29 protein-coding genes are annotated in these 26,323 nt (G+C 71.8%); 15 read left to right on the top strand and 14 right to left on the bottom strand.

Features of this window, described 5'->3' with window-relative positions:
- Positions 1-16 precede the first annotated feature (16 nt).
- Both EDF53_RS00495 and EDF53_RS00490 read left to right on the top strand, forming a co-directional pair.
- Positions 17-208, top strand: a complete 192-nt coding sequence (locus EDF53_RS00495; protein WP_111084762.1) for a hypothetical protein — start codon at positions 17-19, stop codon at positions 206-208.
- A 73-nt stretch (positions 209-281) separates the two neighbouring features.
- Positions 282-932: a gamma-glutamylcyclotransferase family protein gene (locus tag EDF53_RS00490; RefSeq protein ID WP_260215141.1), complete on the top strand. Its 651-nt coding sequence runs from the start codon at positions 282-284 to the stop codon at positions 930-932.
- On the opposite strand, the gene EDF53_RS00485 is transcribed toward EDF53_RS00490, so the two are convergent.
- Genes EDF53_RS00485 through rimK form a run of 4 tightly spaced genes read right to left on the bottom strand, consistent with a single transcriptional unit; the run spans position 908 to position 6,940 of the window.
- Positions 908-1,894, bottom strand: coding sequence for an NAD(P)-dependent oxidoreductase (locus EDF53_RS00485; RefSeq protein WP_123291759.1), 987 nt, complete (start codon positions 1,892-1,894; stop codon positions 908-910). The two genes, EDF53_RS00490 and EDF53_RS00485, sit on opposite strands and share 25 nt — an antisense overlap.
- Positions 1,891-4,605, bottom strand: a complete 2,715-nt coding sequence (locus EDF53_RS00480) for an alpha/beta fold hydrolase (protein WP_260215140.1) — start codon at positions 4,603-4,605, stop codon at positions 1,891-1,893. Before EDF53_RS00480 ends, EDF53_RS00485 begins: the two co-directional genes overlap by 4 nt.
- A complete protein-coding gene (locus tag EDF53_RS00475) occupies positions 4,602-5,708 on the bottom strand; it encodes a 3-oxoacyl-ACP synthase III (protein ID WP_111084764.1) in 1,107 nt (368 codons plus the stop codon). The genes EDF53_RS00480 and EDF53_RS00475 overlap by 4 nt, the downstream gene beginning before the upstream one ends.
- Positions 5,709-5,761: 53 nt before the next feature.
- Entirely contained in the window at positions 5,762-6,940 is a 1,179-nt protein-coding gene (gene rimK, locus EDF53_RS00470) for a 30S ribosomal protein S6--L-glutamate ligase (RefSeq protein WP_123291758.1), read from the bottom strand.
- 349 nt (positions 6,941-7,289) lie between these two features.
- Between rimK and EDF53_RS00465 the strand changes: the two genes are divergently transcribed.
- Genes EDF53_RS00465 through EDF53_RS00455 form a run of 3 tightly spaced genes read left to right on the top strand, consistent with a single transcriptional unit; the run spans position 7,290 to position 8,911 of the window.
- A complete protein-coding gene (locus tag EDF53_RS00465) occupies positions 7,290-7,766 on the top strand; it encodes a hypothetical protein (RefSeq protein WP_148058237.1) in 477 nt (158 codons plus the stop codon).
- Complete coding sequence (locus EDF53_RS00460; protein WP_123291756.1) at positions 7,763-8,395, top strand: RES family NAD+ phosphorylase; 633 nt, start codon at positions 7,763-7,765, stop codon at positions 8,393-8,395. Before EDF53_RS00465 ends, EDF53_RS00460 begins: the two co-directional genes overlap by 4 nt.
- A gap of 33 nt (positions 8,396-8,428) precedes the next feature.
- Entirely contained in the window at positions 8,429-8,911 is a 483-nt protein-coding gene (locus EDF53_RS00455) for a RimK/LysX family protein (RefSeq protein WP_123291755.1), read from the top strand.
- A gap of 118 nt (positions 8,912-9,029) precedes the next feature.
- On the opposite strand, the gene EDF53_RS00450 is transcribed toward EDF53_RS00455, so the two are convergent.
- Positions 9,030-9,923: an alpha/beta hydrolase family protein gene (locus EDF53_RS00450; protein ID WP_123291754.1), complete on the bottom strand. Its 894-nt coding sequence runs from the start codon at positions 9,921-9,923 to the stop codon at positions 9,030-9,032.
- A gap of 119 nt (positions 9,924-10,042) precedes the next feature.
- Entirely contained in the window at positions 10,043-10,603 is a 561-nt protein-coding gene (locus tag EDF53_RS00440; RefSeq protein WP_123291753.1) for a TetR/AcrR family transcriptional regulator, read from the bottom strand.
- A 41-nt stretch (positions 10,604-10,644) separates the two neighbouring features.
- On the opposite strand from EDF53_RS00440, the gene EDF53_RS00435 reads away from it, so the two are divergent.
- Positions 10,645-11,883, top strand: a complete 1,239-nt coding sequence (locus EDF53_RS00435) for an MFS transporter (RefSeq protein ID WP_185020883.1) — start codon at positions 10,645-10,647, stop codon at positions 11,881-11,883.
- Here the strand turns inward: EDF53_RS00435 and EDF53_RS00430 are convergent.
- Positions 11,789-12,127, bottom strand: a complete 339-nt coding sequence (locus tag EDF53_RS00430) for a YciI family protein (RefSeq protein ID WP_123291751.1) — start codon at positions 12,125-12,127, stop codon at positions 11,789-11,791. The genes EDF53_RS00435 and EDF53_RS00430 overlap by 95 nt on opposite strands.
- A 148-nt stretch (positions 12,128-12,275) precedes the next feature.
- Here EDF53_RS00430 and EDF53_RS00425 point away from each other — a divergent pair, with 148 nt between their 5' ends.
- From EDF53_RS00425 to EDF53_RS00405, 5 genes are all read left to right on the top strand, one after another.
- On the top strand, positions 12,276-12,950 hold the full coding sequence (locus tag EDF53_RS00425) for a peroxiredoxin-like family protein (RefSeq protein WP_123291750.1): 675 nt from the start codon (positions 12,276-12,278) through the stop codon (positions 12,948-12,950).
- A 10-nt stretch (positions 12,951-12,960) separates the two neighbouring features.
- On the top strand, positions 12,961-14,235 hold the full coding sequence (locus EDF53_RS00420) for a sensor histidine kinase (protein WP_123291749.1): 1,275 nt from the start codon (positions 12,961-12,963) through the stop codon (positions 14,233-14,235).
- A complete protein-coding gene (locus tag EDF53_RS00415; protein WP_123291748.1) occupies positions 14,217-14,921 on the top strand; it encodes a response regulator transcription factor in 705 nt (234 codons plus the stop codon). The genes EDF53_RS00420 and EDF53_RS00415 overlap by 19 nt, the downstream gene beginning before the upstream one ends.
- A 373-nt stretch (positions 14,922-15,294) precedes the next feature.
- Complete coding sequence (locus EDF53_RS00410) at positions 15,295-16,176, top strand: ABC transporter ATP-binding protein (protein WP_123291747.1); 882 nt, start codon at positions 15,295-15,297, stop codon at positions 16,174-16,176.
- Positions 16,173-17,249, top strand: a complete 1,077-nt coding sequence (locus EDF53_RS00405; RefSeq protein ID WP_123291746.1) for an ABC transporter permease — start codon at positions 16,173-16,175, stop codon at positions 17,247-17,249. Before EDF53_RS00410 ends, EDF53_RS00405 begins: the two co-directional genes overlap by 4 nt.
- 69 nt (positions 17,250-17,318) lie before the next feature.
- Here the strand turns inward: EDF53_RS00405 and EDF53_RS00400 are convergent, their stop codons facing one another.
- The 3 genes from EDF53_RS00400 to EDF53_RS00390 form a co-directional block, all read right to left on the bottom strand.
- The gene (locus EDF53_RS00400) at positions 17,319-17,549 is read right to left on the bottom strand and encodes a helix-turn-helix transcriptional regulator (protein ID WP_123291745.1); all 231 of its coding nucleotides are present in this window, start codon (positions 17,547-17,549) and stop codon (positions 17,319-17,321) included.
- Positions 17,549-18,160 carry a hypothetical protein gene (locus tag EDF53_RS00395; protein ID WP_123291744.1) on the bottom strand — a complete coding sequence of 204 codons (612 nt, stop codon included), beginning with the start codon at positions 18,158-18,160 and terminating at the stop codon, positions 17,549-17,551. The genes EDF53_RS00400 and EDF53_RS00395 overlap by 1 nt, the downstream gene beginning before the upstream one ends.
- Positions 18,161-18,253: 93 nt before the next feature.
- Entirely contained in the window at positions 18,254-19,285 is a 1,032-nt protein-coding gene (locus EDF53_RS00390) for a YeiH family protein (protein ID WP_123291743.1), read from the bottom strand.
- A gap of 57 nt (positions 19,286-19,342) precedes the next feature.
- Between EDF53_RS00390 and EDF53_RS00385 the strand changes: the two genes are divergently transcribed.
- Both EDF53_RS00385 and EDF53_RS00380 read left to right on the top strand, forming a co-directional pair.
- Positions 19,343-20,026, top strand: a complete 684-nt coding sequence (locus EDF53_RS00385; RefSeq protein ID WP_123291742.1) for a hypothetical protein — start codon at positions 19,343-19,345, stop codon at positions 20,024-20,026.
- Positions 20,023-20,688 (top strand): hypothetical protein, encoded by a 666-nt coding sequence (locus tag EDF53_RS00380; protein ID WP_123291741.1) that lies wholly within the window; start codon positions 20,023-20,025, stop codon positions 20,686-20,688. Before EDF53_RS00385 ends, EDF53_RS00380 begins: the two co-directional genes overlap by 4 nt.
- Here EDF53_RS00380 and EDF53_RS19100 read toward each other — a convergent pair.
- Positions 20,679-21,287, bottom strand: a complete 609-nt coding sequence (locus tag EDF53_RS19100) for an LppP/LprE family lipoprotein (protein ID WP_185020882.1) — start codon at positions 21,285-21,287, stop codon at positions 20,679-20,681. The two genes, EDF53_RS00380 and EDF53_RS19100, sit on opposite strands and share 10 nt — an antisense overlap.
- A gap of 64 nt (positions 21,288-21,351) precedes the next feature.
- Here EDF53_RS19100 and EDF53_RS00370 point away from each other — a divergent pair, with 64 nt between their 5' ends.
- Entirely contained in the window at positions 21,352-22,182 is an 831-nt protein-coding gene (locus EDF53_RS00370) for an alpha/beta hydrolase (RefSeq protein WP_123291740.1), read from the top strand.
- Between the two features lie 146 nt (positions 22,183-22,328).
- Positions 22,329-22,673 carry a hypothetical protein gene (locus tag EDF53_RS00365; RefSeq protein ID WP_123291739.1) on the top strand — a complete coding sequence of 115 codons (345 nt, stop codon included), beginning with the start codon at positions 22,329-22,331 and terminating at the stop codon, positions 22,671-22,673.
- A 32-nt stretch (positions 22,674-22,705) separates the two neighbouring features.
- Here the strand turns inward: EDF53_RS00365 and EDF53_RS00360 are convergent, their stop codons facing one another.
- The 3 genes from EDF53_RS00360 to EDF53_RS00350 form a co-directional block, all read right to left on the bottom strand.
- Positions 22,706-24,124, bottom strand: a complete 1,419-nt coding sequence (locus tag EDF53_RS00360; RefSeq protein ID WP_148058236.1) for a hypothetical protein — start codon at positions 24,122-24,124, stop codon at positions 22,706-22,708.
- 148 nt (positions 24,125-24,272) lie between these two features.
- A complete protein-coding gene (locus EDF53_RS00355) occupies positions 24,273-25,424 on the bottom strand; it encodes a Gfo/Idh/MocA family protein (protein WP_123292279.1) in 1,152 nt (383 codons plus the stop codon).
- Positions 25,421-26,254 carry a sugar phosphate isomerase/epimerase gene (locus EDF53_RS00350; protein WP_123291737.1) on the bottom strand — a complete coding sequence of 278 codons (834 nt, stop codon included), beginning with the start codon at positions 26,252-26,254 and terminating at the stop codon, positions 25,421-25,423. Before EDF53_RS00350 ends, EDF53_RS00355 begins: the two co-directional genes overlap by 4 nt.
- Between the last annotated feature and the right edge of the window lie 69 nt (positions 26,255-26,323).

Here is a 26,323-nt window from a genome sequence, read left to right as displayed (position 1 = left end):
ACCAAGGAGTCCCACCATGCGCAACCGCATCATCGTCATCGGCCTGATCGTCCTGATCGGGTTCTGGTTCGGGTCCCGCGCGAACCGCCCGGTCATCAAGACGTCCAAGGGCGAGACCGTCCGCAAGGCCTGGAACGACCCGCACGCCCGCAAGGCCCGCAAGAAGCTGGGCAAGAAGATCGCCAAGGCCGCCAAGCGGCACAGCTGACGACCTGGAGGCCCGGATCACCTGCGCCGATCGGCGCGCGTGATCCGGGCCCCGCGTCCGCTACCCTCGCGACGTGAAGCGTCTCTCCCCCGGCCAGCGCTGGGTCATCGGTCTCGGCGCGTTCGCGCTCGTCTGTCTCGTCGTCGGCATCATCGCGATCACCGTCGGCGTCGCGAACGGACACGCGATGTGCGGCTCGTCCGAGGACGAGTTCTGGGAAGCCTGCCCCGGTGACACCTCCGGCATCGTCTGGGGGAGCGTGCTCGGCGTCGTCGGGCTGCTCCACCTCGGACTGACCGGCGTCGCCGGAGCACTCGTGTGGACGTCGACCCCGACCATCGGCCCGAAACCGATCCGGCGCCCCGCGCCGTGGCCCGGCACCACGCACCGGGTGTTCTCGTACGGCACGCTGCGACAGCCGCTCGTCCAGGAGTCGCTGTTCGGCGGCCACGTCCCGACCACCCCGGACACGCTGCCCGGGTGGCGGCTCGACTGGGTGGCGATCACCGACCCCGAGGTGGTCCGGACGAGCGGCTCGGACCTGCACCCGATCCTCCGCCGGGGTGCACCGGACGACGTCGTCGAAGGTGTCGCCCTGACCCTCGGCTACGAGTGGCAGCTCCGCGCCGTCGACGACTACGAGGTCGCGGACTACCAGCGCATCCGGGTCGAGCTCACCTCGGGCCTGTCGGCCTGGGTCTACGTCGCGGCCGACGAGGTCTGAGCCGCCGCCAAGCGCGCGAGACCCTCGTCGATCGACACCGACGGGGACCACTGCAGGTCGGCTCGGGTGCGGCGTTGGTCGAACCAGTGCGCCGTCGACAGCTGCTCGGCGAGGAACCGCGTCATCGGCGGCTCGTCCTGCCCCGGACGCACCCGCCACACGGCCTCGACGAGCGAGCCCGCGGCCCGGGCCACGACAGCCGGCACGTGCCACCGCGGTGCCGCGACCCCCGAGGCCGCGCAGATCCCGGCGAGCAGGTCCGCGACGGGTCGGGGCTCGCCGTTCGTGACGACGTAGGCGTTGCCGTGCACCCCGTCGTCCGCCGCATGCTCGAGCGCCGCGACCATGGCCGACGCGGCGTTGTCGACGTACAGGGTGTCGATCAGGGCGGCACCGGAGTCGAGCAGCGGCAGGCGCCCGGCCCGTGCCCGCTCGACGATCCGGCCGATCAGCTGCGTGTCCCCCGGCCCCCACACCAGGTGCGGCCGGACGGCGACGACGGCGAACCCAGGAGCGTCGGCGTCGAGCGCGAGGAGTTCGGCCGCGGCCTTCGTGCGGGCGTAGTCGCCACGAGCACGATCGGGTTCGGCGACACCGGCTCCGGCGCCGACGAGCGACGATCCGGTGTGCGCGACCGACGGCGACGAGACGAACACGAACCGCCGGGCGCCGGCACGGCGTGCGGCGTCGACGAGTGCTCGGGTGCCGTCGACGTTCACACGGACGAAGTCGGCCCGGTCACCCGCCAGGGAGACCTTCGCGGCGAGGTGCACGACGGCGTCGACCCCGTCGACCGCGCGTGCCACCGCGGCGGCATCGGTCATCGAACCGGCGACGTCCTGCACGCCCGCGACCCCGGACGGCCGTCGCTGGAACGTGCGGACCTCGTGTCCGGCGTCCCGCACGGCTGCGGCGGTCGCCTGTCCGAGGAACCCGCTGGCGCCGGTGACCAGGACCGTCACGGGCGGGCCATCCGTCCACCCGACAGCACCGCGGTCGCCCAGCGGGACAGCCGGGCGCGGTCGACCTTCGAGTTGTGCCGGATGTCGGTCGGCAGCACGGGCACGGTCAGCACCGCTGCGAGCGGGACCCCGGCCGCGGCACGGACCGAAGCGGCCAACGCCGGCGGAGCCAGGGCAGGCCGTCGGACACGTCGCCCGCCGGTGGTCTCGACGACGGCCACGACCTGCTGCGTCCCGCGCGGGCCGATCCCTGCGACGCCGGCACGGCCGACTCCGGGTACGCCCTCGATGCGCTGCTCCGGTCCGACCGGGGTGACGACACCGTCCGGGGTGGTGAGCACGTGCTGCATCCGCCCCTCGACCCAGAGGCGCCCGGACGCGTCCAGGTGTCCGACGTCACCGGTGCGGTGTCCGCGCGGGTCCTCGACGCCGAGCCGCGCGACGCGGTTCGTCCGCCAGAGCCGGTCGTAGTGGTCGCGCACGTGCGGTGCCACGACGACGATCTCGCCGGTGACGCCCGCCGCGTCGGTCAGCGCACCGGTCGCAGCACCCGCCGTGTCGAGCGGCGCGATCCGCACCCGCACGTTCGCCGCCGGGAGTCCGACGCAGATGCCCTCGTCGTCCGAGGCCGCCGCGGAACGGACGCCGTCCAGGTCGACGTCGGTCATGAGCAGCCCCTCGGTCATGCCGTAGGGGGTGTGCGCACTCGCGTTCGGCATCAGCTCGGTCGCCGCGGTCAGCAGCGCGGCCGACACCGGGGCGCCCGCCGACAGGAACAACCGGACGCGCGCGAGTGCCGCACGGTCGGCGTCGGTCAGCACCGGTGCCGTCGCCACGACGTTCGCCAACGCCGCCGGCGACAGGAAGACCACGGTCGCGTCGGCCGCGGCCACCGAGGCCGCGACGGCGCGCGCCGTCAGGGTCCGGGGCGCGGTGACGTCCATGTCCGGCGCCACCGACCGGGCCCCGAGAGCCGGTCCGAGCAGCGCGAAGGGTGCGAAGCCCGCGACGAGGCCGGTGCCGACACCGATGTCGTACTGGGCCGCCAGGACGTCGCGGACGGCACCGAGCTGTCCGTGCGTGTAGACGACGCCCTTCGCCGGGCCGGTCGACCCGGAGGTGAACAGGATCGCGGCCGGAGCGTCGGACGCCGGCACCGTGGGCAGCACGGAACCGTGCGCGAGCCGACGGGCACCCCGCCGGGCGACGTCGACGAGCGTGTGCTCGACGCGCAGCGCACGCCGTGCGGGTGCGGGCAGCGGGACGGTCGCGATGCGCCGACCCGGCCAGCCGAGTGCACGAGCGGCTCCGAGTCCGGGCAGCGCGCCGATGATCCAGTCGGGCCGAGCTCCGCGGACCGCACGGGTCAGACCGCGCAGCCCCAGTCCGGCATCGGCCACCACGACGACCGCACCGATCCGCACGCAGGCGTACAGGACGGCGGTCAGGTCGGCTCCCGGGGTGACGAGGAGCGAGACACGGTCACCGCTCCGGACACCGAGGTCGTCCAGCCCGGCGGCGATCTCGTCCACCCGACGGACGAGCAGGCGCCACGTGATCGTGCGGGGGCCGCCGGCCGCGGCCATCTCGACGAGGGCGGGTTCGTCGCTGTCGCGCAGGTCCTCGAGCGCGGCGCCGAGCGGGCGGCTCACGTCGGTCGACTGGTCGACGTCGACCGGGAGGCCCCTCTCGGCTGGAGCAGGCACGTGTCCGTCCGGCAGACGGTCGCCGATCCAGTCGAACACCGCGCCCGCCACGTCGGCGTCGTCGGGCAGCAGGTGGCCGGCCCCCTCGAAGCGGTGGACGTCGGCCTGCGGCAGCCGCTCGGACAGGTCGTCGAGGTAGCGCTCCAGGAACACCGGGTCGCGGGGCCCCCAGAGCAGCAGCGCCGGGACGTCGAGCGCAGCGACCCCGGCGGCGATCCGGTCGAGCTCGGGCGCACTCCGGTGCCGGTCGTCGACGGGGATGTCCGCCACGAATCCGCCGATGCCACCACGACGCGCGGCGCCGCGGTAGGGGGCACGGTAGCCGTCGGCCACGGCACGGTCGAGCTTCGGGTGGGCGATGCCGAGCGTCGTCTCGAGGAACGCCGGCGTCACGACGGTCGCACGGCCGAGCAGCCCCGGGCCGAGGGCGAGCCGCAGCGGCGCGGGGATCGGGGCGTCGTCGGGCTGGTGCACGGCGGTGTTGCACGTCATCACGGCAGTCAGGACGTCGGGGTGGTCGACCGCCCAGCCGAGCGACACCACGCCACCCCAGTCGTGGCCGAGGGTGACGACCGGGCCGGTGAGCCCGAGTTCGTCGGTCAGGGCGCCGAGGTCCGCGACGCGCTGCGGCAGCCCCCGTTCCACCCCGGTGCGCTCCGAGAAGCCCATGTCGAGCTGGTCGACGGCGACCACGCGCCAGGCCGGGCCACCGGCCTGGGCGACCTCGAGCGAGGTGCGGAGCACCGACCGCCACAGGTACGACCACGTGGGGTTGCCGTGCACGCACAGGATGGTGCCGACCGGTTCCACGCCGAGCGCCGCCAGGGACCCGGCCGTGTCGAGGAGGTGCCAGGTGCGCGCGGCGCGATCCGTGCCTCCCGAACGGTTCTCGGACCATTCCGGGACCGTGACCAGGCGTGACCAGGCCGGGTCGAGTCCGGGCAGGGAGGGCGGCTGCGTCGCCGGAGCCGTGCTCGCGGCGACGCGGGGCAGCCGGGACCTCACCAGTGGAGTTCCATCATCGCCGTGTTGATGCCGGAACCGACGCCGCCCAGGAACACGCGGTCACCGCGACGGATGCCGCCGGACTCGACCTCGTCGGCCAGGGTGATCGGGATCGACGCCGGGCCGACGTTGCCGAAGCGCTGGTAGGTGGTGGGGACCTTGTCGCGCGGGATGCCGATGGCCTCGACGAACGCGTTGGTGTGCACGTCGGAGACCTGGTGCAGGACGTAGCGGTCCATGTCGGCCCAGTCGAAGTGGGCACGGGCCTCGGTCCAGGCCGCGACGACGAGCTCCATGCCGCCCTTGAGCAGCATCTTGGCGTCCGTGAACATGCCGTCCACGCTGCCGACGCACAGGTCGTACCACTGGGTCGCCGCGCGGGTGACGCCGCCGACGATCCGGTGCCCTTCGGGGTGCAGGTCCGCCGGGCCGAGCACGGCGGCCGCGGCACCGGACCCGAGGGTCAGGCTCGCGAACTCGCTCATGAAGTCCTTGCGGTTCCGACCGCCCTGGTTCAGGCGGTCGATGGTGTTGAGCTGCACCTGGTCGGCGTCCTCGCCGTCGACGACGAGCGCGTACTTGATCTGACCGGAGTCGATCATGCCCGCGGCGACGCTCATGGCGTTGACGAACCCCAGGCAGGCGTTCGCGATGTCGAAGTTGATCGCGGACGACGGCAGACCGAGCCCGTGGTGCAGGCGCACGGCGACCGACGGCTCGAGGTGCGGACGGGTCACCGAGGTGTTGATCAGCAGCCCGATCTCGTCCGGACGCACCCCCGCCTCGGCCATGGCGCGACGGCCGGCGTCGATGGCGGCGTCCTGGAAGGTCTGGCCCTCGCCCCAGTTGCGGCGCTCGATCACACCGGCGACCCGCTCGAGCAGTCCCATCGGCAGACGGAGGCGGCGGAGCACGCCGCGCAGCCGCGCTTCGATGTCCGCAGAGGTCGTCACGCGTTCGGCGGTCGTCGTCGCCACGGACAGCAGCGAGACGTTGTGGTGCTTCGCCGTGGCGTTGCCGGGCTGCTCGGGTTCACTGCTCGGCGCCCGGTCACTGCTCGCTGCCCGGTCGACCGGCCGTTCCGTCATGATCGTCACCGACACATACTTCCTCATTTCACCTGTGTGTGCAGTCCGGCTCGGCTGGACGCGCGGTGTCAGGCGTCCTTCGGGAGCTTCCGGATCTTGCTGCGACGGCGTCGACGGTCCGGCACCATCGAGCGCATCTCCTCGAGCTTGCCGAAGCAGAGCAGCCGGTCACTGGCCTGCAGCTCGACGCCACTGCGCGGGTTCGGGATGACGGTCGCGCCCCGGTGCAGGGTCAGCACGGTGATGTCCCGGTCCCACAGTCCCGACTCCTTGATCGTCTTCCCGACCAGGTCGGCGTTGGTGTGCACGAGCAGCTCGGCGACGCCGTAGCCCGTCGACACACTGAGCCGCTGGCGCACGTCGATCTCGGGGAAGGCCACCTGGTTGCCGATGAAGTCGATGATCGCGCCGGCGACGTCCAAGCCCGTCGCACGCTCGATGCCCTCGAGCCCCGGTGACGAGTTGACCTCCATCACGAGCGGACCGTCGTTGCCCTCGAGCATGTCGACACCGGCGACCTTGAGCCCCATGATCTGCGCCGACCGGACCGCGACCGCCTCGTACTCCGGCGACAGCGTGACCTTCTCGACGGTGCCGCCACGGTGCACGTTGGACCGGAACTCGTCCCCCGACGCCGTCCTGCGCATCGCGGCCACCACCCGGTCGCCGACGACGAGCGCGCGGATGTCACGACCGCGGCTCTCCGAGATGAACGACTGGATCAGGACGTTCTGCTTGGTCGAGTGCAGGGTCTCGACGATCGACTCGGCGACCTTCTCCTCCGGCGCCAGGATCACGCCGATCCCCTGCGTGCCCTCGAGCAGCTTGATCACGACCGGGGCCCCGCCGACCCGTTCGATCGCGCCGCGGACGTCGGCCCGGCTGTTCACGAACGTCGTCGCCGGCATGCCGATGTGGTGGCGGGACAGGATCTGGTTCGCCCGGAGCTTGTCGCGGGAGTTCGTGATGCCCGTCGCGGTGTTCGGCGTGTACACGTCCATCTGCTCGAACTGCCGCACCACCGCGGTGCCGTAGTAGGTGATCGAGTTGCCGATCCGGGGCAGCACCGCGTCGTAGTCGGACAGGAGCTTGCCGCGGTACAGCAGGTCCGGGTCCTCGCCGGACAGGTCGATCGCGAAGCGCAGCGTGTTCAGCACCTTGACGTCGTGGCCGCGGTCGAGCGCCGCAGCACGGAGGCGCTGGGTCGAGTACGCCTGCGGGGCGCGGGACAGGATGGCGAGTTTCATCGAGGGGTTCTCCGCGGGGTGGGATCGACGGCGACGGTCCATCCAAGCACGCCCGCGCCGCGATGCCACTGACCGCCTTGGCGAGCGAGCGCGTTGTACTCTTTTGACGCTTGTGCGGTACGCTGGATTGACTGATCGGACGGTGCGCGCAATGACGAAGGACCAGCACGGTCTCCGGGCGACCCGGAGCAACCGGACCCCTCGACTCGCAGGGTCCGGACGGTCGACGTCGCGGCGACCCGCGTCGTCCGAGTGGCGTGTCCGATCGCGGAGACCTTCCTCGACCGAGGCGGTCGCGCCACCGACCACCACCTCCACCGGTGCGGCGGACGACCTCCGGGATCGCCTCGTGGCCGCGCTCCTGCGGCACGTGGACCTGATCGATCTCGCCGAGGTCGAGCGGGTGAACGGATCGATGGACGCCGTCGCGGAGCGGATGCTCGCCAGCATCCCCGGCGCCGATGTGCTCGACGAGCGCGTCGGACCGTTCTACGACACTGCCGGCCTGCGGAAGTGGTTCCAGATGAGCCGGCAGACCCTCGACGCGCAGGCCAAGGTCGGCGACGTGCTCTGCGTGCTGTCAGCCGACGGCTTCCGGCTCTACCCGTCGTTCCAGTTCGATGCACGGGGCATCCTGCTGCCACGGTTGCGCGATGTCCTGGCCGGCCTGGACCCCGACCGGGTCGACCCCTGGGGCGATGCCGTGTGGCTGAACGCGCCGGCGGACGAACTCGACGGACTCACGCCGGCCCAGGCGCTCCGGACGGACCGCGCGGACGAAGCGGTCCGTCTCGCCGCACTCGCCGGAGCGTTCCGACTCGGATGACCACCGTCGCACGCACCGACGTCGTCCAGACCGCACCACCGGCCGGTCTCGACCTGACCGGCTTCCCCAACGGGGGCAGACTCCCCACCGAGGTGTTCCGCGCGCACCTCGCCGAGTTCGCGCCCTGGTACTTCGCCAGCCACCCCCACGGCCGCTTCAACCTCCGGGAACCGAACGGCACGTGCTGCTTCGCAGCCGCGGCCTCGACTGCTGTCCGAGAGTTCTTCGGCCCGAAGGTCCGCCGCAACGAAGTGAGCGCTGCCGACGCTGCCGCCCTCCGCGTCTCGACGATCACCCCGCCGTCCGATGCGAGCTCCGCCCACGTCAGCGGCGCGGGCGCTGCACGCTTCGGGGTCACGAGCGAACTCACGACCATGTGCGACTACGCCGTGACGCAGGCATGGGCCGAGCTGTTCAAGGACCGGATCGATGCGCTCCGCTACGACTCGAGGTTCGACCCGGGGGGCGAGGCGTGGGCACTGTTCGGGACCGCGGGGCCGGCACCGTCGCTCGGCGGCGCGACCGCGGTCATCGACGGAGCACGTGCGGCCGAGGCAGCCGGCGTTTCGGTGCTGCCCGGGCCGCCGCGGAAGAGCGCAGTGCGGATGGTGCCGAACCCGCCCGCCTGACCGGCCGGGTCGTGCATGGGACAGGATGGGCACATGGCCCGTGCTCCGAAGTCCCCCGACGGCGGACTCGTCGTCGCCGGCTGGCGCGAGTGGGCCGGCCTGCCGGACCTCGGTCTGCCGTGGATCAAGGTCAAGCTCGACACCGGTGCGCGCAGCTCGGCGCTTCACGCGTTCGACCTCGAAGAACTCCCGGGCGACCGGGTGCGGTTCTCGGTGCACCCGTGGCAGGACACCGATGCCGACGCCGTCACGATCGAGTGCGACGTGCACGACCGGCGCATCATCCGCAGCTCGACCGGGCACACCCAGGAGCGCATCGTCGTGCTCACCACGATCACCCTGGCCGGGCGTGCCGTCATGTCCGAGGTCACCCTGAGCAACCGCGATCAGATGGGGTTCCGGATGCTCGTCGGGCGCGAGGCCCTGCGGCAGGGCTTCCTCGTCGATCCTGCGAGGTCCTTCATGGCCGGTCGGGCGCCGAAGGAGATCCGGCGCCGCAACCGCGGGCGAGCCTGAGCGCTGCTCGCCACGCGGCACGGGCCGTGGGCGCGACCGATCGGCGGCCTGGAGGCGCGGTGCGGGGACGCCACGGGCCTCCCGTCCGCCTCGGCGACCGCCCAGGGCGCGGGCTGGGTCAGCGACCCAGGTGACGGCCGAGGAAGGCGAGTTGCTGCGGTGCCAGGCGGCGCCAGTAGCCGTGTGTGTGGGCGCCGGGCTCGAAGCCCCCGGCGGGCGGCGTCGCGAAACCGTCGACGTAGGCGTGGGCCGCCCGAGCGAACCCGTCACCGTTGCCGCAGTCGACACGGACCGCGATCCCGTCGAGCGCGCGCTGCCGACCGAGGACCGTGTTCGCTCGGAAGTCGGCCGCGTCGTCGAAGGCTCCGCGGGCGGTGTCCGCTGCTGCCGTCCAGAGCGCCGGACTGATCGCCGACACCGCGCGGACGCGAGACGCACCGAGCACCCCGCCGAGCCGGAGAGCGCCGAACCCGCCCATCGAGTACCCGGTCAGCGCGAGCCGGTCGGTGTCGAACCCGCGCCGCGCGATCCGGGGCAGGAACTCGTCGACGACCATCGCTGCGGGGTCGTCCCCGTCGGAACGGTGGTGCCAGTAGCGGTTGCCGCCGTCGATCGAGGCGATCGCGAACGGAGCGCCGCCACCCGTGATGTGCGCCGCGAGGAACCGGTCCCAGCCGAGCTCCCGCCCGAAGAACGCCGAGTGGTCGTCGCCGTAGCCGTGCAACGCGACGGCCACCGGCAGCGGGGTGCCCGACTCCGGGGCGGCGATGGTCCACCCGACGGTCCGTCCCTTCCGCGCGGTCGACACGAAGGTGCCGGAGACCGAGGGGACCGGGTCGACGTCGGGGATCGTGCCGTCGGCACCGTTGAGCCCGAGCACGCGGTACATCGTCGACCGACCCGGCAGCAGGTCGAGGTTCACCGCCTCGGCGGCTGCACCCGCGGCGACGATGCCGACTCCCCCGACCAACAGCGACCGACGGGTGATCGTCGACGCACGCGAACGGGTCATCCGAGGGGCACCGTTCCGTCAGAGGTCACGCGCTTCATCACGAGGGTCGAGGAGAGTCGCTGCACACCGGGCAAGGTACCCAGCGCAGCGTCGGAGAACCCCGGGGCGCTGACGAGCGGTCAGGCTGCTGCGACGAGCGCCACGGCGACCGCACGCGCCGTCGCCGTGCCGACCGACGGATCGCGCAGGCGCATCGCGAGGTACCCGGAGACGACGAGCAGCAGCTGGTCGGCCAGGGCCCCGGCGCGCTCGCCGACGACGGGCGCGGCACGTTCGGTCAGCCGGGTCCGGAGCGCCCCGGTCTCGCGGTCGAGCACCTCGTGCACCTCGGCTGGGGCGTCCGCGTACTCGGCAGCGGTCCCGAGGAACGCGCACCAGCGCGAACCGGCGGCGGTCGACCGGTAGTCGTCGAGCGCGTCGAACACCGCGAGCAGGCGGCCACGGTCGTCCGGAGCGGCCTGGACCGCGCGGTCCCACGTGGCGAGCCAGTCGTCGTGCCGCCGATCCAGCGCCGCGGCGACCAGGGCTTCCTTGCTCGCGTACCCGCGGTAGAGCGTGGCGCTCGAGATCCCGGCGCGATCGAGCACGGCGTCGATCGGGGTGGCGGCGATGCCCCGCGTGAAGAAGAGCTCCTCGGCCGCGTCGAGCAGCCGCTGCTCGGTTCCTGGACGCATCGCCATGCAAGCACCCTAGGCTCTCAAAAGTGAAACGATCGTTTTCGTTGCGACAGTGGGTGTTCCTCGGCAGCGGTCTGGCCCTGATCGCCGCGACGTACGGGCTGGTGCGCCTGGCGTTCGGCCTCTTCCTGCCCGACGTCCAACGTGACCTCGGCCTGCGCCCGGACGCCGCCGGGTGGGTCTCCTCGGGGGCCTCGGCGATGTACTGCGTCGGCGCGGTGGTCGGGTTCCTGGTCGCCGCACGCGTCCCCCGGGTGCTCGTCGCCGCAGCCGCCGGGGTCGCCGGGGTCGGTGCGCTCGCGATGGCAGCGGCGGCGGGGCCGTGGTCCTTCGGGATCGCCGCGGTGGTCGCCTCGACCGGGGCCGGGCTCGCCTCACCGGCCCTCGTGCAGCTCGTGTCGCGCGCGGTGCCGGGGTCCGTGCAGGGGACGGCGCAGGCGGTCGTCAACTCGGGGACCGGCCCGGGGCTGATCGCCGCCGGGGCGCTCGCACTCGTGCTCCTGCCGGACTGGCGGACGGCCTGGGCGTGGTCCGGGGTCTTCGCACTCGTCGTCGGCGTCGTGCTGCTGGTGGTGTCCCGTGGGAGCGGGTCCGGCGGTGACCGACCAGCCGCACCGGGGACGGTGTGGTTCGCGGCGCACCGACGGGTCATCGCGCTCGCGCTGCTCTTCGGTGCCGGATCGGCGGTCGTGTGGACCTACGGCCGCTCCGCGCTGGTCGACGCGGGCGCGCCCGTCGTGGTGTCGGTGTCGGCGTGGATCGCGCTCGGGGTCGGCGGTGCTGCGGTCGCCGTGACGGCTCGGTGGACGAGCGGGCTCCGCGCACGGACGCTCTGGGCGGTGACCGCAGGCGCCGTGGCGGTGGCCGTCGTCACACTCGGTGTCGCGCCGCAGTCCACGGCGGTGGCGATGCTGGCGTGTGCGGTGTTCGGCTGGGGCTACACGGCGGCGACCGGCGCGTTGATCACCTGGACGACCGAACTCGACGCTGCGCGGTCGTCGGCCGGGACGTCGGTGCTCTTCGTCGCGCTCGTGCTCGGCCAGGCCGTGGGAGCGGCGGCGTCGGGCGCACTCGTCGGCACGGCGGGCTACGCGGCGACGTTCGTGGTCGGCGCGCTCGTCACGGCGGCGAGCGCCGTGCCCGCCGTGGTCGGCAGGCGCGGAGGCACTCCGCACGGTGACGCCGCCGTCACAGCAGCGGACGCAGCTCGATCTTCCGGTTGCACGCCCGCGACGCCTCGTGCGCCACACGGAGCGCCGTCTCGGCATCCAGCAGCTCCATGACCCAGAAGCCCGCGACGAACTCGGAGCTGTCGGCCACCAGTCCGGGCGTGGTGTCCGAACCGCCGCCACGGGCGTCGACGACGGTGCCGTCGGCGGGCGCGGACACCCCGGCGGCGAACACGACGGCGTCGCCCAGGCGTTCGTTCAGGGCATCGACCGCAGTGGCCTCGGCCTGGGTGGCGGACTCCGTGCGACCGACGGCGTCGGCCTGCCCGTCGTCGATGACGTTGACGAGGAACTGCATGGTGACTCCCCTGACTCGTTGGTCGGAGGCTACTCCCCGACCACCCGGTTCCGTGACGCTCCGTGACGAGCGACGGGACCGCGAGCCCCGGGACGTGCCTACGCTCCCTCCGACGGCGACCCGGCCGCCCACGACCACGGAGTACCCGATGCCCCACGACACCATCGCGCGTCGAGTCGACGAGTTCAACGACGGCTTCACCGCGCAGATCGGCCCCGAGCTCAGCGCCGTATTCGATCGGGAACAGGCCGACCTGCGTGCCGACGGCGTCCCCGACGGTGTCCTCGCCGTCGGGGACGACGCCCCGGACGCTCCACTGCTGGACGCGACGGGCGCCGCCACGTCACTGGGCGCCGCGCGTGGTGACACGCCGACCGTGATCGTGTTCTACCGCGGCGCCTGGTGCCCGTACTGCAACCTCACGCTCCGCACCTACCAGCAGGAGTTGCTCCCCGCGCTGCAGGGACGCGGAGCACGCCTCGTCGCCGTCTCGCCGCAGACCCCCGAGGGCACCGAGCAGTCGATCGCGAACGGCGAGCTGGCATTCCCGGTCCTGTCCGACCCGGAGAACGTGCTCGCCGGTCGGTTCGGCGTCGTCACGGCGCCCAGCACCGAGGCACGAGCAGCCCACACCGAGCTCGGGTTCGACGTCGCCGACAGCAACGCCGACGGAACCGCCGCGATCCCGTTCCCGTCGGTCTTCGTCATCGACGAGCACGGTGTCGTCCGGTTCGTGGACGTGCACGTCGACTACACGACGCGCACCGAGGTCACGACGGTCCTCGCGGCCCTCGACGGCCTGGACGGGGACGGCACCCGCTAGCGTTTGCTGCATGGGGACGACGGCGGAGTGGTCACGGCTGCCCGTGGGGCGCCGCGAGCACCGCCAGGACGCCGTGCTCGCCCTGGTGCTCGCCGCCGGCCTGACGATCACCACCGTCCTGTACGGGGCGTCCGGCATCTACGGCGACGACCAGGCGGCCTGGTGGGTCTCGGCCCTGATGATCGTCGCGAACGCGGTCCCGATCGCGTTCCGTCGCCGGTTCCCGATGTCCGCTGCAGTGTTGTCCGCGCTGGCGTTCGCGGCCACGCAGCTCCTGCACGTGCCCGAGGTGTTCCTGGTCAACTTCACCCTGTTCATCTCGCTGTACTCCGTCGGTGCATGGTGCGCCGACCGGGTGCGGGCCGAGGTGGTCCGGTGGGTCGTCATCGGCGGGATGTTCTCGTGGCTGTTCCTCGCGATCTCGTTCGGCTGGGCGGTACCGAACGCACTGCCCAACGACGACGGCGCCCTCATCCCGCCGTACATCGCGTACTCGTTGCTGAACATCGTGATCAACGTCATCTACTTCGGCGCCGCCTGGTACGCGGGCAACCGGGCCTGGGCCTCGGCCGTCGCCCGACACCAGCTCGACGAGCGCACCGCGGAGCTGGCAGCCGAACGGGAGCGCAGTGCTGCCCAGGCCGTGACGATCGAGCGGGTCCGGATCGCCCGCGAACTGCACGACGTCGTCGCGCACCACGTGTCCCTGATGGGCGTGCAGGCCGGCGCTGCCCGACGGGTCATCGACCGTGATCCCGCGCAGGCGACGGCATCGCTCGGCGTGGTGGAGGAGAGCGCGCGCACGGCTGTCGAGGAGCTCCGCCGGATGCTCGGCACCCTGCGGTCGGCGGACGAACCGGGCATCGGTGACCGCGGTGTCGGGGACGCTCCGAGCACCGAGGGCATCGCACGCATCGTCGAGCTCGCCGAGTCCGCTCGGGTCGCCGGTCACCCGACCGAGTACGTGGTCGTGGGCAACGAGCGTCCCGTGCCGCCGACGGTCGCCGCCGTCGCGTACCGGATCGTGCAGGAGGCCGTGACGAACGTCCTCAAGCACGCCGGCCCCACCGCCCGCGCGGACGTCCGGCTCAGGTACCTCGACGACGGCGTCGAGGTCGAGGTCACCGACGACGGGCACGGCGACCGTGCTGCGCGGAACACGTCGGGCAGCGGCCTCGGGCACATCGGCATGCGGGAGCGGGTCGCCGCCGTCGACGGACGGATCGAGATCGGGCCACGCGCCCGGGGAGGCTACCTGGTGCGGGCATGGCTGCCGACGACGTGAACGAGACGAACGACCCGAACGGCGCGACCGACCTGACGATCGTGCTCGCAGACGATCAGGAGCTGGTGCGGGCCGGGTTCCGCGTGATCCTGGAGTCCGAGCCGGGGTTCCGGGTGATCGGCGAGGCCCCCGACGGCGCCCGTGCGGTCGAGGCCGTCCGGGCCCTGCGCCCCGACGTGGTCTGCCTCGACGTGCAGATGCCCGGCGTCGACGGACTCGAGGCCGCTCGGCGGATCGCAGCGTTGCCGGACCCGCCGGCGGTGCTCATCCTGACGACGTTCGACAGCGACGACGCACTGTTCCAGGCACTCGAGGCGGGTGCCAGCGGCTTCCTGCTGAAGAACGCCTCCCCCGAACGGCTGATCGACGCCGTGCGGACCGTCGCGGCCGGGGACGCCCTGCTCGCGCCCGACGTCACGCGCCGGGTGATCAGCCGTGCGACCGCCGCACCGGTGGCGAGCGCGCGGACCGCGGACGGCGCACTGGCAGCCGCCGGACTCACCGAGCGCGAGACCGAAGTGCTCCGGCTGCTCGCCCGGGGCCTCAGCAACGCCGAGATCGCCGCCGAGCTGTACGTCGGTGACGCCACCGTGAAGACCCACGTGTCGAACGTGCTGCAGAAGCTCGCGCTGCGCGACCGCATCCAGGCGGTCGTCTGGGCGTTCGAGCACGGCGTCGCCGGCTGACCGAGCCCGACTCGCCGACCGGCCGCCGCCGCGAAGTCCGACGTTCCACGAGACGTTCGACGCGTGGAACGTCGGAAGATGCACACGCATTGCGTGCGGGTGCATGTTCCGACAGAACGTGAGTCGTTCGACGCGTGGAACGTCGGAAGATGCACATGCATCCGGCACGGCACCGCGCCGCGCCGCACCGCACCGCACCGCACCGCACCGAGGCACACCACGGCACCGCGGGACGACGCAGCCCACCCGCCCCCTCCCCCGCGCGGTGGAGCCGACCACCCGCCCAAGTCCCGCCGGATGGCGGAGGCGCCCCGTGCCTCCCGGCCAATAGCGTCGACGCAGGCGGCGCAGGCCGTCGCGAGAGGGGTACGACATGCTCACCATCGAAGGGGTGACCAAGCACTTCGGCGACCGCCGGGTGCTCGACGACGTGAGGTTCACGGTCGGCAACGGCCGCCTCACCGGGTTCGTCGGCGGCAACGGCGCCGGCAAGACGACCACCATGCGCATCATGCTCGGCGTGCTGCAGGCCGACGCGGGATCCGTCTCGATCGACGGCACCGCGGTCCGGCCCGCCGACCGCCGCCGCTTCGGCTACATGCCCGAGGAACGCGGGCTGTACCCGAAGATGCCGGTGGCCGAGCAGATCACCTACATGGCCCGGTTGCACGGTGTCGACAAGCGCGCGGCGACCACGCGGACCACCGAGCTGCTCGAACGGCTCGAGCTGACCGGCCACGCCGACGACGCCGTCGAGAAGCTGTCGCTCGGCAACCAGCAGCGGGTGCAGATCGCCGCGGCCCTGGCCCACGATCCCGAGGTGCTGGTGCTCGACGAGCCGTTCTCGGGTCTCGACCCGATGGCCGTCGACACGGTGCTCGGTGTCCTACGCGAGACCGCGGCGCGCGGGGTCCCGGTGCTGTTCTCGAGCCACCAGCTGGACGTCGTCGAACGGCTCTGCGACGACGTCGTCGTGATCGCGGGCGGCACCATCCGCGCCGCCGGCCCGCAGGACGAACTCCGCAAGCAGGCCGGGCCCGCCGCCTGGGAGCTGCTGGTCGACGGCGACGTCGCCTGGCTCCGCGACGAGCCCGGTGTGACGGTCCGCGAGTTCGACGGCGGCTACGCCGTCTTCGAGGCCGACCCGTCCACCGCCCAACACGTCCTGCAGCGGGCCGTCCAGCAGGGCACCGTCGGGTCGTTCGCCCCGCGGGTCCCGCGGCTCAGCGAAGTCTTCCGGGAGGTCATCCGATGAACAACTCCTTCGTGCAGGCCGTGCGGCTCGTCTCCGCACGTGAGATCCAGGCACGCATCCGCAGCAAGGCCTTCGTGGTCTCCGCCCTCATCCTGATCGGCATGGTCGTCGCGTCCATCGTGGTCGGCGGCATCGTCGGCAAGGCCACCGCCGACGACACCACGCCGGTCGCCGTGGTCGACAGCGTCTCGCTGCCCACCACGAGCGGGCTCGACGTCACGAAGTCCGGTTCCGTCGCCGACGCGGAACGGCTCGTGCAGAACGGCGACGTCGACGCGGCGATCGTGCCGTCCGACGACCCGCTCGGCTACAAGGTCGTCGGCCTCGACGAAGCCCCGACCGACGTCGTCTCCGCGCTGAGCGTCACACCGCGGATCGAACTGCTCGACCCGGACGCGCTGCCCGGCGGACTCGTCTACCTCATCGCCATCGCGTTCGGCGTCGTGTACTTCGCCTCGGCCGTGACCTTCGGCCAGTCCATCGCGCAGAGCGTGGTCGAGGAGAAGTCGACCAGGGTCGTCGAGATCCTGATGTCCGCGATCTCGGCCAGGGCGCTGCTCGCCGGCAAGGTCCTCGGCAACAGCGTGATGGCGTTCGCGCAGATCGTCGCCGTGGCCATCGCCGCGGTCGTCACCCTGGCGGTGACCGGGCAGGACAACATGTTCTCGATGCTCGGCCCGAGCATCCTGTGGTTCGTCGGGTTCTTCGCCGTCGGCTTCGTGCTCATCGCGTCGCTGTTCGCCGCGGCGGCCGTGCTCGTGTCGCGCCAGGAGGACGTCGGCAGCGTCACCACGCCGGTGATGATGCTCGTGATGATCCCGTACATCCTGATCATCGTCGCGTACAACAACCCGACGGTGCTCGGCATCATGTCGTACGTGCCGTTCAGTGCCCCGATCGGCATGCCGATGCGGATCTTCCTCGGCACGGCCGAGTGGTGGGAGCCGATCCTGTCGCTCCTGATCGTGGTCGCCGCGGTGGTCGTGGTCGTGCTGGTGGGCGCCCGCGTCTACGAGAACGCGCTGCTGCGGACGGGCAGTCGCGTGAAGCTGACGGAGGCGCTGCGCGGCTGACGCCGCGGTGTGGACGGGAGGCCCGGATCACGTGAGCAGGTCGGCTCACGTGATCCGGGCCTCCTGTCGTCAGTCCGCGCGCACCGAGAAAACGTCGCCCGGCTGGCACCCGAGCTCCTGGCAGAGCCGGGTGAGCGTGGAGAAGCGGATCGCGCGTGCCCGGTTGTTCTTCAGCACCGACAGGTTCACCACGGTCACCCCGACCCGGTCGGCGAGCTCGGTCAGCGTCATGCCCCGAGCGGCGAGCAGCTCGTCGAGGTGGCAGACGACCGCGTGGCCGTCCTCCTGTTCCGGGGGCATCAGACCAGCCCGGACTGGTCGCGCACCATCCGCTGCGAGGCGGTCAGGGCGAACCGGAAGCAGATGACGACGAGCAGACCGAGGTACACCGGCACGAACTGGTGGTCGACGTCGGGCGTCGGGAGACGACCGTCCCAGCCGAGCCCCGACACCACCCAGTTCCACCCCATCCGGCGGACGAACTGGGGCACGAACCCGGCCACCAGCACCGCAGCCGCGAGCCAGTCGAGGATGCGGGTCGTCGACCGGTCGAACAGCCCGCCGCGCGAGATCTTCCACGCCACCGCGGCGACGAGGGCGATGAGCGCACTGACGAACAGGACCTCGAGCGCGTCACCGACCCGGATGTACCCGATCGCCCCGGCCGGCACGTCCGCGATCGGGGCCCGGAGCACGAGGTGTTCGGCGGTGACGGTCGCACCACCGGGCGGCTGCGGGACCTCGCTCGTCGCGGTCATCCGGACGGGCACCGACACCGTCCCGGAGCTGAGCGAGCGGACGAGGAGGTCGACGTACCGCCAGACGACGAGCGCGATGCCGATCACGCAGCAGGCGACGTAGGCGAGGTAGGAGTTCCGCCCGCGGGGCGGTTCGTACACGGGTGCGGTCATGGCGTCTTCCCCTGTCGATCATCGATACCATCGAATTTCGATACAACGATAAACGATGGGTCGGATCGGTGCAAGACCCCGCCCGGCTCCGACCTACAGCAGGCCGAACACAGCCTGCGCGCCGAGGCTCGTGCCCGCCACGAGCACCCAGAGCGCGATGCCGAGCAGCATCGGACGGAAGCCGGCACGTCGCAGCGCCGCGAAGTCCGTCGAGCACCCGATCGCCGCCAGGGCCACCGTGATGAGGAACGACGCCGCGGTCGAGAACCCCGGTGCAGCGTCAGCCGGCAGCACCCCGACGGTCCGGAGCAGCACCACCACGAGGAACCCGATCAGGAACCACGGGACCAACCGGAACAGGCGGAACCCGCTGCGCGACCCCGTGTCGGGCGCGAGCTGCTCGCGGGAGGCGCGTCGGGCCTCCAGTCCGGCCAGCCCGATGACGATCGGGATGATCATCAGGGTCCGCACCAGCTTCACGACGACCGCCGTGTCGGTCGCCTGGCGACCGTAGACCGTCGCGGTGGCGACGACGGACGACGTGTCGTTCACCGCAGTGCCCGCGAACACGCCGAAGGCGTGCTGGCTGAGGCCGAGGGCGTGGCCGAGCAGGGGGAAGGCGAACACCGCGGCGATGTTGCAGAGGAAGATCGTCGACATCGCGTAGGCGACGTCCGCGCTGACCGCACCGATGACGGGCGTGACGGCCGCGATCGCGGACGCACCGCAGATCCCGGTCCCCACGCCGATCAGGGTGCGGAGGGCGCTCGACACCCGCATCAGACGGCCGATCCCCCAGGCGGCACCGAGGCAGACCACGAGGGTCGTCAGCATGACCGGCAGGGTCTCGCCGCCGATGCGCAGGACCTCGCCGATCGACAGCTGCGCGCCGAGCAGGACCACCGCGAACTGCAGCACACGACTCGACGAGAACTTCACGCCGGGAGCGAGCACGGCGAGGGTGCCGCCGGTGCGCCGACGGACGAGCCAACCGAGCACCGCGCCGATCAGGACGGCGGGGACGGGCCCGCCCACGACCGGGACGACCGATCCGATCAGGGTCGCGACGAGGCCGATCGCGACGGCGACGGCGACACCGGGTGCGGTGGTGCGGGCGAACTGCATGGGAACAGCATCTCGTGCTCGCGGCCGTCGTGCGGTCCAGCCGGGCAGGATGGTGCGGTGGAGTACTCGGGCGAGCGGTGGGTGCAGCGGCTGCGTGACGGGGAGACACCGAAGCGGTGGCCGTTCCTGGTCGGCCTCGCGATCGTCACGGTGGCCGGTGGGATCGGGGTGTACTTCTCGGCGACCCACCTCGACGGCATCCTGCACTCGGACGCCCGACGCCCGTTCACCGTCCCGTTGTTCTCGGTGCTGCTGCTCGGGTTCGGGCCCGTGGCCGCGGTGCTGTCCTGGTTGCGCGGGCGGCGCGACCGCGTGGTGCTGGACCGGATCCGCCGGAAGGGGACGACCACGCGCTTCCACCTGCCCGTCCTCCGCACGGGCCCGTACGCCGCCGACGACTTCCCGGACCCGAGGCCGGAGCTGTGGACGGTCGACGCGGCGGGTCTCCACGCGTGGTCACCCGAGCGCGACGAGCCCGTGTTCGACCTGGTGTGGGACGACGTCAGGACGATCGAGCTGGCCTCGACGGACGTCCGCGGACAACGCACCGACACCGGGATCTGGATCGTCACCGAGGCGGTGGGCCGGTTCGTGCTGCTGCCGCGCGCAGTCATCGGGCGGCCGTTCGGCGCGAGCGTGACGAAGATCCACATCCTGATGCAGGTGCTCCGGTCGCTGCGGCGCGAGTTCGATCCGCGCCACGACACCGGGCGCTCCGGTCGAGCCCCGGCCGATCGATGACGACACCCGACGAGCAGTGGGTGCAGCGGCTGCGTGACGGCGAGATGCCGAAGCGGGGGCCGGTCCTGCTCGTGGCCGCGGTGACGACGGCCGCGGGGCTCGGCGTGCTCGTCGCCGAGTTCGCGTCGCCGGATTTCCTGCGCGGTCTCGACAGCGCCCGCACACAGGCCAACTTCGTCCTGTGGCCGCTGTTCGTCGCCGGGTTCGGCCTGCTGCTGGCGGTGGTGACCTGGAGCGCCGGTCGGACCGATCGCCGCACCCTGGCACGGATCCGGGAACGCCACACGCCCCGGTTCCACCTGCCGGTCTCCGCGTCGGGGTTTCGGGCGACCGACGACCTGCCGGGCCCCCGACCCGAGATCTGGACCGTCGACGCGTCCGGTCTGCACGCGTGGGCGCCGTCGCGGGCGGAGCCGGTGTTCGACCTGCCCTGGACCCACATCCGGAAGTTCTCCGTGGCCACGAAGGACGCACGCGGACAACGGGTCGACTTCGGCGTCTGGATCAGCACGACGGTCGGCGAGGACGTCGTGGTGGAGCCACGACCAGCGCTCGGACGCGGGTTCGAGGGCGGCCCGGACAAGCTCGCGACGATCGTTCGGGTCCTCCGCGCACTGCAGCGCGAGCTCGGCGGTCGGGGTGCTGCCGCCGATCAGCCCTGAGCGGGCGGGACCTCGCCGGTCATGTCGACGCGCTCGGTGCCGTCGTTCCAGATGTACGTCGCGGTGGTGCGACCGGAGGCGTCAGCGTTCGCCTCGTTCGCCTTCGCGTACGTGTAGGTGACCTTGATCGAGGCGTCGGCCAATCGTTCGACGACCGGCTCGAACGCGTACTGCTCGGAGGTCGCGGTGCCGAGGTACCGGCCCTGGTGGAAGAGCAGGATCGCGTACGGCGACCCGGCGGTGCCGAACTCGGGCGCGACGACGGACCAGGACAGTGAGGCGCAGGCGTCGTAGCCGCTGTAGTCGGCGTTCGCGGCGTCCCACTTGGTGTCCTCGAGGCCGGCGGGTGACGGCAGCGCAGCGATCCCGGCGGCTGCTGCCTCGGAGCCGGTCGCGGGACCACAGGTCGGGGTGGGGGTCGGCGTCGGTGTCGGCGTGCTCGTCGGCGACGGGGTGGCTGCCGTGTCCGTCGGCGCCGCGGTCACGGTCTCGGTGACGGTCGGGGTGGCGTCGCCGCCGTCCCCGCCACCGGAGCATCCGGTCAGCAGGGCGACCACGGCCGCGCCGGTCAGGAACAGAGCAGTCTTCGAGGTGCGCACCACTCCACGGTGCACCGACCGACGTGTCGGCGCTCGCATCGTTACCGGCCCGTAGTCTGCTGGCATGCGGGGAGAGGGCATCGGGGCATCGGTGGGGACGGTCGACGTCATGGACGACGTGCTCCCCGGCCCGCACGGACCGGTCCCGATCCGGCGCTACCGACCGCAGGATCCGGCAGCCGCTCCGGCCCTGGTCTGGCTGCACGGCGGCGGGTTCTTCCGGGGCGACCTGGACCTGCCCGAGTCGGACGCCGTGGCCCGGGCACTCAGCGCCCGCGGCATCCCGGTGGTCACCGTCGACTACCGCCTCGGTCCGCTGCCCGGCATGCCCTGGATCGGGCGGACGGGTCCACGAGCACGCCGACGTGCACCGCATGCACGCGACGAGGTCGTGGCGGTGCTCCACTCGCTCGCAGAGGAGTGTCCGGCCGGTCTGGTGCTGGGTGGCGCGAGCGCTGGAGCGTGCCTCGCCACCACCGCGATCCCGTCCGGACCCGCGCTGGCCGGCGCCGTGCTCGCGTACGGGTTCTTCCACGCGCGGATCCCCTGCGACCCAGCGGTGCAGCGTCTCGTGCGCGGGCACCGGCGGATCACGCACGCTCCACTGTTGCTCGACGCCGCGAACCGCACCTACGCCGGGCCGCTCGGCGCCGGAGCGTTCCCGGCACCGGAGGACCTCAGCACGTTCCCGCGCGCCCTGATGCTCGACGCCGAGCGGGACACGATGCGCGCATCCGGCGACCGGTTCGCACGGCAACTCGGTGCCGCGGGGGTCGATCTCGAACGGCACGTCCTGCCCGACAGCCGGCACGCGTTCCTCAACCGACCGGACAGCATCGACTTCGCGGCTGCCGTCGACCTGATCGCTTCGTGGATGGTCCGTCGGCCCGTCTGAACGTTCGAGCGTGTGCGACCGTCGGACATTCCGGTGACGCCACGACGAACCGGACGTATTCTGCTGTCGGAAGCAACGGCGGTTCCGAACACCCTTCGCCACGTTCACCGTCGTGGCGTCCCGCCTCTGTGACGAAGAGTCCTACCGTGACCGAACACCTCATCGAGTACGTCGCCCGTGACCGCACGGGCATCACCGCCGTCGTGACGACCACCAGCGTCATCGACGTCGACACCGTGATCCAGCACATCCGCTCCGGACACACCGGCTACTACGTGGCTGCCGACTCCTGGAAGCGCACCCCGGTCCGGAGCATGTCGTTCATCGGCGGCACCTACCTGTTCGCGAACTGGGACGGCTCGAAGCGGAACATGCTGCACGACCTCGCGTTCCGGTCGCCGACGCGCGCGGTCCAGACCGCGCCGCCGGCGGAGTCCCGCTTCGCGCGGTTCCTCAGCGCGGTGTTCGGCCGCAGGCTCTCGCAGCCCTGACCCGGGCACACGCCTTCCAGCGCGCCAGCTGACTATGACGTCAGGGTCCTCCGGATCGGATTGCTCACGTTTCCCGTCGCATCGACCGCCCAAGCGAGCAGGGTGTACCGCTGACCTTCGTGCAGACTCGGCAGCGGGGCTGAGCCGGGACTGCCCCCACCGATCGCCGAGCCGGAGAGCACGGTCGCGCCGGTGCCGTCGCCCTCGACCAGACGAACCACGGTGGACACGGCGTCAGACGACTTGGAACGACCCCAGCTGACAATCCGGTGCTCAGCTCCGGTGACCGTCACCCCTGCGGGACCGCGCGGCACAGTGACGTCTGCCCGGTGACGGAAGAGCAGCTCTCCCTGGACCGGGTCGGGATACGGGTCGCTCCCGCAATCGACGGTGAAGACGACCTTCGCGCGGTCGACCATTCCCCGGCCCTTGAAGGTCAGCCCGGAGATCTTCTCCGTTCCCCTCGTCCCGTTGCAGTCCCGGTACGCGCGCGAGATGTTCAGGGTCGGGACGCCGGTCCCGGTGTCACCGACGGCGAACGTCCCGTCCCGCAGCGACTGGCCCGGCGGCATCGCGAGTTCGAGACGGTTGACGTCGACACCGTTGACGTAGGTGGCGGTGGCACTGAACGCGACTGAGGAGTCGCCGGTGCGTTGCCCCCAGAGCGCGTACGGCCCGTCGGCATCGGTTCGGGTCTTTCCCAGCGCGATCCAGTTGCGTCCCTTGACAGTGAGCCGTGTGATGCCGAGGGGCGCGTCACCCGCCAGGTCCGCCGTGACCGTCGAGCCGTTCGACGGCACCGTGAGCGCCGCTGTCCGGGGACCACCGTGCGCTGGTGAGAACCCGACGCGCACCGAACAGGTCGATCCTGCTGCCAGGACAGTCCCACTGCACTTGTCGTCCGCCAGCGCCCAGTCTCCAGCTTGCGGTCCACCGAGAGCGACATGTCCGAGCCTGACGGCAGTTGAGCCGGCGTTGTGCACGGCCTCGTTGGCCCATACTCGCGTCCCGTTGACCGGAGTCTGCGGCCAGTGCAGGTGTGTCCCAGCGAACCGGACCGCGGGGTCGTCCTGTCCGAAGCGGATCTGCCCGAAGTACGCGTCCGATGGGAGGTCTCCGCGCAGGCGGAACACCGCGTCGAAGCGAGTCATCGTGCCAGCGTCGTCGAACGCGAGGTCGCGCACCTCGAGCTCGCCGGTGTCTCCGAGCGGGAACGTGCCGACGGCGAGGTCTTCGCCGTCGGCACGCTCCAGGTCGAAGTCCTCCATGGTGAGCGAGGTCCCGTCCTGGTGCGGGAACGTCACTCCCACGGTCGTCTTGGTCGCGTAGCGCAGCGTGATGTCGCCGTCACCCCAGCGTTGCGGCACGATCCGCTCTGGGGGTGTCGTGTTCCCGAGCATCCCGATCACCACCGGCTGCTGATCAGCTGCACTGGCGGGCTGTGCAGCCATGGCTGAGCCGACGATCGCGATGATTGCGCATGCGGCGATGGGGCCGATGGCTGCCGTCCGTGGCATGGTGCTCCTTGGGCGATTTGAGTGGCTGTCACTCATATCCTGTCCGACGGGGCCACCGTTGTCCGGTCAACCCAGCGACGGGTCACCCCTGCGCGCCCTCCAGCGTCGCCGCGAGCGGGTCGAAGTCCTCGGGCAGCGACGCGATCGGTGCGACGGTCGACTCGACCTCGATGAACGAGCGGGCGGCGATGGACTCCTCGACCGCGACCATGGTGTCGAGCACGTGGTACCCGACCTCACCGGTCGCGATGTGCGAGCCGCCGCCACGGATGGCCCGCGCCATGTCGAGCACGCCGAGGCCTCGTCCGACGGTGGGCTCCTCGTCGAGCAGCACGTCCCACTCCTGCGAGAAGGGGAACGTCGCGTCCGCGGTCAGCGGTCGCGCGATCCGGATCGGGTGCCCGCCACCGAACGTGTTCGGGTCGGGCAGGACGATCGTGCCCTCGGTCCCGTTGACCTCGAACACGCCGTGCCGGAACAGCGGGGTGTCGAACGACAGCAGCGACTGTGCGTTGCCACCCTGCTCGAACGAGGTCAGGACGGAGACGTGGGTCGGCACCTCGACGGGGAACGAGTCGCCCGCGTTCGGTCCGACGACCAGCTGCCGCGTCGACCGCGACTGAGACCCAGTCGCGACGACGGAGTCGATCGGTCCGAGCAGGTGCACGAGCGCCGTGAAGTAGTACGGGCCGATGTCGAACAGCGGGCCCGCGCCCTTGGCGTAGAGGAACGACGCGTTCGGGTGGAACACGTCCGGCCCCTGCCACTGCATGCTCGTGACCGCGGTGAGCGGGGTGCCGATCGCACCGGCCTCGATCGCACGCTTGGCGGTCTGCCACCCCGGGCCGAGCACGGTGTCGGGCGCGATGCCGAGCTTCAGGCCGAGGGAGTCGGCGAGTTCGACGAGCGACGCGGCCGAGGCACGGTCCACGCCGATCGGCTTCTCGCTCCACACGTGCTTGCCGGCACGCAGTGCGTCCATCGAGACGGCGACGTGCGTGGCGGGGAGCGTCAGGTTGATGACGATCTCGACGTCGGGATCGGTGAGCACGGATGCGCCGTCGCCCGAGGCCGCGACACCCCACTTCGAAGCCGACGCCGCGGCGCGCTCCGTGTCGATGTCGCCGATCCGGACGACCTCGACGTCGGGGAACGTCGTGAGGTTCGCCAGGTACTGCTCGCTGATCATGCCGGCGCCGATGAAGCCGATGCCGACGCGTCCCGTGCGGGTCATGCGGACACCTCCGATGCGGACGACGAACCGGCCGGCGCGAGCTGCGCCGCGAGCCACTCGCACGACTGCTGCACACCGTCGAAGACGTCCCCGTCGAACCCGTCGAACTCGATCACGGCGTACTCGAGCGCCGTCGCCGCACGGAGGGCCTCGGCGAGCCGGACGTCGCCCTGGCCGGCCGGGGTCTGGTCGGTGGGGATCGTCGCGGTGGAGATGTCGTCGCGCATCGGACCGTCCTTGACGTGCACGGCGACGATGCGGTCGCCGAGCTCCTCGATGAACGCGACGACGTCGATGCCCGCAGCCGATGCCCAGTACAGGTCGAGCTCGAGCACCACGGCCGGGTCGAGCAGCGACGCGAGCACCTGCAGCGCGGGCTGCCCGTCGATCTGCGGCCGGAGCTCGTGGTCGTGGTTGTGGTATCCGACGCGCAGACCGTGCTCGGCGGCCTCGACGGCGGCGGCGTTCAGTCGTGCGGCGACACGCTCGACGCCCTCGCGGGTCGTCCACGCGTCGGGCCCGACGAACGGGTCGATGACGATCTCGAGGCCGAGTTCCTTCGCCGCGGCGAAGGTGTCGGCATGCGACGGAGCGGTCATCACGGTGCCGTCGGGCAGCGGGATGGTCTCCTCGACCAGGAACGCGTGGCCGGTCTTCGCGGTGATGCCGTGGGCGTCGAACGCGGACTTGAGCTGCGCTGCTCGGTCCACGAACGCGAACGCTTCGACGGTGTCGAAGCCGATCTCGGCCAGGCGGCGGACGCCGCCGTCGAGGTCGGGCTCCAGCGCGGCGTTCACCGTGTAGAGCTGCAGGGAGATGGCGGGAGCCATGTCGGGTCCTTTCCGGGGGTGGTACAGGTGACTGCCTGGAGGCGCGACTCGCGTTGCGGACGCAAGTTG

Source organism: Curtobacterium sp. PhB78 (assembly GCF_003751685.1).
In the GTDB taxonomy this organism is placed as follows: domain Bacteria; phylum Actinomycetota; class Actinomycetes; order Actinomycetales; family Microbacteriaceae; genus Curtobacterium.
Note: the sequence above shows the minus strand (reverse complement) of the source record. Positions and strands in the feature narration are given on the sequence as shown.